We start from the raw sequence: 5,303 nt of genomic DNA on the forward strand, positions 1-5,303 counted from the left end.
GCCGCAAGATGCTTTCCTTGCGAAGCTTCGCTTCTCATTTGGCGAATGAGAAACATTGTTTCGCAAGGAACAAAACGAGCTCCAAAAATGTGATTTAAAAACGGTAAGACTCCGCCGTGAATAGCCTAAAAAGTTAAGAATTTTACGGCGAAACTCCTTAACGGATCAGCATTATGCTGACGCGCCCGGTTTTTTATTGCCTGAATTATTGGCTTAAGGCGTGCAATTCATCCAGGCTTTTTTCCTGGATTTCAAATAATGGCTGCTTGAGCAAGGCATTCAGCTCAGCGACAGCATCGTAGCCGGCATGGCTGCCTTCAATGCTCAAGTTCTGCTTTTCCGCATCATAGTGCAGCCCATTATTTTTTTGAATCACTTGCTCGAGCAGGCTTGGCGCATCACTTAAATCGGCTAAATGGCCCTGCAAGCTCACAGATACATAATCGAGGAAGTGCCAGTCAAATTGATGCTGCGCAATAAAGTTTTCCTGATGGCCATACATGATGCTGCCGGTATCATAATCAGTCATATATTCATCCTGCTGATTGAGCCAGATCACGTAGTTTTTCTGCGCGTCATCGACTTCCAGCAATTGATAATGCATAATTTTTGTGAGTCTGGCGAATTCAAATAAATCATCAGGTTCCAGCTCTGGAATGCCGTCATCTTTGTCATAGGCTTCCCCGGTTTTTTCTAAAACCAGGGCTTCGGCAGCCTCGTAGGCTTCTTCATCGGCTTCACCGTAGCCAAAGTCATAGCTTTCCAGATCAATATTCTGCAATTCATCAATGATCAGCTTTTTATAGGCCTGTTCGGCTTCAGCTTTATCGGTATAAATTTGATGAATTGCGCCTTGGTGCACATAGCAGGTTTGGAAATATTCATCGTTATAGCCAAAGTCAACACGGCGGATGATGTATTTGCTGCTCATATTATTCCTTCTTGTGATCGTTTCAGGGTTAGCGGACTTCGCGGGTTTCTTCGAGTTCAATCAATGCTTTTAAAGCATGGAAATCAATTTGATGAATCTCGAAAAAGGGCTGCTTGAGTAAATCATTCACAGCTTTCAGTGCGGCTAAATCCCGGGCGCTGGCGCAGCTTTTCGGACTGAGTTTATGTTCTTGATAATCCCAGGCTGCCCGGCTTTGCGCCAGCTGCTGTTCAAATTCTGCAGGCGAGGCGCTCAGCTCTTCGATGCTGCCCCGGCGGCGCGCATAAGCGGGGAAAATCTGCTGCACCAAATGCTCGATAAAGGCTTCAGCGCGCGGATGCGTTTCCAGAAAACCGGCTGATGTGCCCCAGATTAATTCACCGCAAAAGTCATCTTTTTCATCAGGATTGCCGTAAGGGTCTGGCAAACGCAAATAGGCTTGGTTTTCTGCATCCCAAATCACATGATTTTCATCATTCAGGCATTCCAGCTGATAAGGCAAAATCCCGAACTGTTCAGCAAGATGCAGCGTGTCTTCATCGCTCAAAACTTCGGGAACAACATCGCTTAAGCAGCCGTCCTGATACAGCGCAATGCCGGCATGATCTAAAATCCGCTGATGCACTGCTTCAATCACTTCAGCTGATGTATAGGCCGGCACATTGTAAATATACAAATCCTGATCACGCACGGCTTCGATCGTGAGCTGCCGCAGCGCTTGTTCCGCTTCAGCGAAGTCCTGATAAACGCCGGCAATTTCACCAAGCTGGAATTGTTTTACATCGTAGTATTCATCGTTATAGTCGAATAATTTTTTGCGGATGATGTAATGATTCATAAACTGTAAATCTCCTGAAGCTGCTGAAGGCTTAACGTGCGTATTTCAAAGATCGGCGTTTTCAGCAAGCTGTTGATGGCTGAGAGCTGGGTAAAAGTCAGCTGCTCTATGTCAATGGCGGTAATGCGGCGCTGGGTGTCTAATTCAAATGCGCTGATGCTGCTGAGTAATGCCTCCCACAATTTAGACTGATTGGTCAGCATTTCAGGAGCATGCAGGCGCAGCTTGTCTTCGAGTAATAGTTCAAAGGCATAAATTAATTCTGACCAGTCATATTCTGAAAAGTCAGGATGCCTGCTTTCAATCAAATAGCCTTGTAAACCATCAAAATAGGCCTGTTCCTCATTCATCCAGAGCAAATAAAACAGACAGTCACTGCTCACTTCAATCACAATATAACGCAGCATATTTGCGCGCTGAGCAAACTCAAAATAATCATCAGGGCTTAAGGCGGCCGGAATATAATCTTCATGCCGGCCGCGTTCATCAAACAGTGACTGACCGCAGTGTTCTAAGCAAAATTGGTTCAGCTGTTGAAGCAGTTCAATATCTGCTTGCTGATATTCAGGCGCAAAATAATTGCCGAGAATTTCACGCGGCAAAACCTCTAAATTGAGCTGCTTGCAGGCCAGATGGGCGCTTTCGCGGTCTGTATAAACCGCATGAATCTGCGGTAAAAATGCTTCATCTCTGAGGTAAAACTCATCGTTATAGGCAAAGTGCTGCTGGCGGATGATGCAGGCTTTATTTTCCATTGGCTATTGCTCTTGATTGGCGCGCTGTTCGAGCTGGAATACATCCATCAAGCTGAGCTGCGCCAGTTCAACAGGATGTTTCAGCAAGGCATTCAGTGCGGTGACTAAGCCGGGCTGAAGCAGGAGATGGAGCTGTTTTTTCCCTGCGTCATAATGCAGCTGCGGCTGCTGTTCAATGAAGTTTTGCAGCAGGCGGGGCGCCTCGCTTAAGTCCGCCAAATCGCCGTGTAAAACATGGCTGGCATTTTCAATATAGCGGTCATGGCTGACCGGCGGATTTAACCCGTCTGCGGAATGGCTTTCGGCGGTGAAATAGCATTCAAGAAACTTGTTCTGCCGGAAATCCTCTTCCATTTGCGCATCAGTCACCGGCAAGTGCTGAAGTGCGCAGAACGACTGATGTTTTGGGTATTTATACAGGGCATACATGCATTGATCGAGCTGCTGCAGCTGCTCAAATAAAGCCTCCGCCGGCAATGCTTTTAAAAACTCCCGGTCTGCATAACGGGAATCATCTACTGAATAGGGGGAATGGATCAGATGCCTGAATTGAATATCGGCATGATGGCAAAAATCGTATTCGAGCTGTTTCCACTGTGCAATAGCTTCAGCCTTATCTTCAAAAATAGACTGCATATGGCCGAAGTGGCAGGCAGCATCGTAGAGATGGGTATAATGCTCATCCGTGTACCAATAGGATAAAACACGAATCACATAGCGCTTTTCTGCTGGCATGGCTTACTCCGCGGCGCTTTGCATATGCTGCAGTTTCTGTGCGCTTGGCGGGAAAACAGCGCCATTGTCCATCCACAGCTCAAAACGCATCGGGTTGAAGAACATGGCAGGCGTAATGTCAAATTCGATGAATTTGGCATCCGCTTTGCCCATCATGGGTAAAATGCTGTTAATAAACCAGCTGTTATGTGTAATGAGCAGAGACTTCAGCTGTCCGGTGACTGCTAAAGGGGAGAGCAGGGTCGCGGAGAGCCGGGGATCATCAATCACATCGGCATGAAATTGTTCCAGGCGCTTGGCTAAGCCTTGGGCCGGAATGTCTTGCATGGCGCTGACAAAGTCAGCGAGCGTTGGAATAAAGCGGTGATGGAAGTCGACGAGGAGATGGTCTTTTTCACAGAGGTCTTTGACTTCAATGCTTTGGCCTGCACTGTTCTGAAAATGATGCCCAAAGACCGGCAGAATGACTTCCTGTACGCCCCAAAAGGTATGCAAAATGCGATGCCGGTTGTCGGTGCAGAGCATTTTTGTGCTGTCAATCAAGGCGTGAATGCCTAAATAGTCTTCGAGTTCGCCGCCGCGGCGCTTTTGTGAAATGCGGGCATGTTGTATCGGGTTCATTTTTATAATGTATTGATGCTTTTGGATATATTATCAATAACTGTGTAATTGAAATACACCCGAAGCGCTTTATTTTCAATACATAAGTCTAAGATGCATGGCTGCAGCTCAATTCAGTTTTCTGCTGGCGCGCAGCCAAGCATGGCCTAGCAGGTGCGCCCTGTCAGCTGCACTTCTTTGGCAATATTCCGCTCCAGGCGGAAACTGATGCGGCAGTGCAAATGCACATCGTAGCTTTGCGCAGCTGCGCCTGGAACCGGCACGGCTGTTCCGGCGCCCATGCCCAGCGCAGGGTTCTGCGCCATGGGTACGGGAATGCTGATGGCGCGGACTGCGGTATAGGTCAAGCGGCTTGCGCTTAGAACTGGCGGATTGACCTGCTGATAGCCGATGCGGCTTAAGTCCAGCTGGGCGCGGATCTCAGCGCTGGATTTGCCGATAAACTGCTGCAAATAGGCTTCGCGCTGCATGGCATTCATGGATGGCGATGAAACGCAGCCGTGAAGCAGAAGCAGGCTGACGCCAAGCCCGCATAGGGAAAGAAATTTCATTTGCTTTTCTCCCGCCAAATAAAATAACTTTAGCCGGATGCGCTGCATATTACTGTAGTGATCCGATACACGGCTGAGGGCTCGTTATCTGCACGCGGCTTAAGGCAGCGCAGGCTGCAATGCTTTTCATCGCTCAGCGGCTGCAATTGCGCTGCAGTTTTTAATATGCTGTCTGCGCTATTTCGCTTAAAATGTGCAGGCAATGCGTTTCATATCTTGCTTGAAAAAACCATAAGGGAATGAAAATGAAAAAAATAATCCTGCTGCTCAGCGCAGCCCTGTCCAGTTCCGCATTTGCGGATAACTGCGAAAATGCGCGCAATACCTATGACGATGTGTATTGCACCAATAAGCTGTATGCCAGCGCGGACACAGAATTGAATCAGAATTATCAGGCGCTGCGCGGAAAATTATCGGCCAGTCAAAAAGCGCTGCTGAAAAAATCGCAGCTGGCGTGGATACGCGAACGCGATGCAGAATGCACAACAGCTGCAGGAATTGATGTGCAATGCCGCTTAAGCACAACGCAAGAGCGCAATAACTGGCTCAGGGAACGCCTGCGTGAATGTTCAGCGATAGGATGCAAAACCAGTGCGCTGCGCTGATGCGTCCAGTTTCTCAAAGGCGTAAAAAAAGCCACTCATTGTGGCTTTCGGCTTTCGCTAAAACTTAACGCGCACGGTAAGTGATACGGCCCTTAGTCAAATCATAAGGAGTCATCTCAACTTTCACACTGTCGCCAGTCAAAATACGGATATAGTGTTTGCGCATTTTGCCAGAGATGTGGGCAATTACTTCGTGACCGTTTTCTAAACGCACACGGAACATAGTATTAGGAAGCGTCTCGGTGACAACGCCTTCGAACTCGATGA

8 protein-coding genes are annotated in these 5,303 nt (G+C 47.9%); 1 reads left to right on the forward strand and 7 read right to left on the reverse strand.

Annotation, left to right across the window (positions count from 1 at the left end; translation table 11 throughout):
* Positions 1-205: 205 nt before the first annotated feature.
* From RSA72_RS13700 to RSA72_RS13725, 6 genes are all read right to left on the reverse strand, one after another.
* On the reverse strand, positions 206-931 hold the full coding sequence (locus RSA72_RS13700) for a hypothetical protein (RefSeq protein WP_332622882.1): 726 nt from the start codon (positions 929-931) through the stop codon (positions 206-208).
* 28 nt (positions 932-959) lie between these two features.
* Positions 960-1,769, reverse strand: a complete 810-nt coding sequence (locus tag RSA72_RS13705) for a hypothetical protein (RefSeq protein ID WP_332622881.1) — start codon at positions 1,767-1,769, stop codon at positions 960-962.
* Positions 1,766-2,524, reverse strand: coding sequence for a hypothetical protein (locus tag RSA72_RS13710; protein ID WP_332622880.1), 759 nt, complete (start codon positions 2,522-2,524; stop codon positions 1,766-1,768). The genes RSA72_RS13705 and RSA72_RS13710 overlap by 4 nt, the downstream gene beginning before the upstream one ends.
* A 3-nt stretch (positions 2,525-2,527) precedes the next feature.
* The gene (locus tag RSA72_RS13715) at positions 2,528-3,259 is read right to left on the reverse strand and encodes a hypothetical protein (protein ID WP_332622879.1); all 732 of its coding nucleotides are present in this window, start codon (positions 3,257-3,259) and stop codon (positions 2,528-2,530) included.
* A gap of 3 nt (positions 3,260-3,262) precedes the next feature.
* Positions 3,263-3,880: a DUF6915 family protein gene (locus RSA72_RS13720; RefSeq protein ID WP_332622878.1), complete on the reverse strand. Its 618-nt coding sequence runs from the start codon at positions 3,878-3,880 to the stop codon at positions 3,263-3,265.
* Between the two features lie 146 nt (positions 3,881-4,026).
* Positions 4,027-4,431 carry a hypothetical protein gene (locus RSA72_RS13725; protein ID WP_332622877.1) on the reverse strand — a complete coding sequence of 135 codons (405 nt, stop codon included), beginning with the start codon at positions 4,429-4,431 and terminating at the stop codon, positions 4,027-4,029.
* A 245-nt stretch (positions 4,432-4,676) separates the two neighbouring features.
* On the opposite strand from RSA72_RS13725, the gene RSA72_RS13730 reads away from it, so the two are divergent.
* Positions 4,677-5,036 carry a lysozyme inhibitor LprI family protein gene (locus tag RSA72_RS13730; RefSeq protein WP_332622876.1) on the forward strand — a complete coding sequence of 120 codons (360 nt, stop codon included), beginning with the start codon at positions 4,677-4,679 and terminating at the stop codon, positions 5,034-5,036.
* Between the two features lie 64 nt (positions 5,037-5,100).
* Here RSA72_RS13730 and infA read toward each other — a convergent pair whose 3' ends face one another.
* Complete coding sequence (infA, locus tag RSA72_RS13735) at positions 5,101-5,301, reverse strand: translation initiation factor IF-1 (protein WP_332633358.1); 201 nt, start codon at positions 5,299-5,301, stop codon at positions 5,101-5,103.
* Positions 5,302-5,303 lie beyond the last annotated feature (2 nt).

The sequence above is a fragment of the Acinetobacter sp. genome (assembly GCF_036659555.1).
In the GTDB taxonomy this organism is placed as follows: domain Bacteria; phylum Pseudomonadota; class Gammaproteobacteria; order Pseudomonadales; family Moraxellaceae; genus Acinetobacter.

Excerpts from the sequence above, each read along its gene's own strand:
- RSA72_RS13720 (WP_332622878.1), bottom strand. The coding sequence starts at position 3,880 with ATGAACCCGATACAACATGCCCGCATTTCACAAAAGCGCCGCGGCGGC.
- RSA72_RS13730 (WP_332622876.1), top strand. The coding sequence starts at position 4,677 with ATGAAAAAAATAATCCTGCTGCTCAGCGCAGCCCTGTCCAGTTCCGCA.
- RSA72_RS13715 (WP_332622879.1), bottom strand. The coding sequence starts at position 3,259 with ATGCCAGCAGAAAAGCGCTATGTGATTCGTGTTTTATCCTATTGGTAC.
- RSA72_RS13725 (WP_332622877.1), bottom strand. The coding sequence starts at position 4,431 with ATGAAATTTCTTTCCCTATGCGGGCTTGGCGTCAGCCTGCTTCTGCTT.
- RSA72_RS13705 (WP_332622881.1), bottom strand. The coding sequence starts at position 1,769 with ATGAATCATTACATCATCCGCAAAAAATTATTCGACTATAACGATGAA.
- RSA72_RS13710 (WP_332622880.1), bottom strand. The coding sequence starts at position 2,524 with ATGGAAAATAAAGCCTGCATCATCCGCCAGCAGCACTTTGCCTATAAC.
- RSA72_RS13700 (WP_332622882.1), bottom strand. The coding sequence starts at position 931 with ATGAGCAGCAAATACATCATCCGCCGTGTTGACTTTGGCTATAACGAT.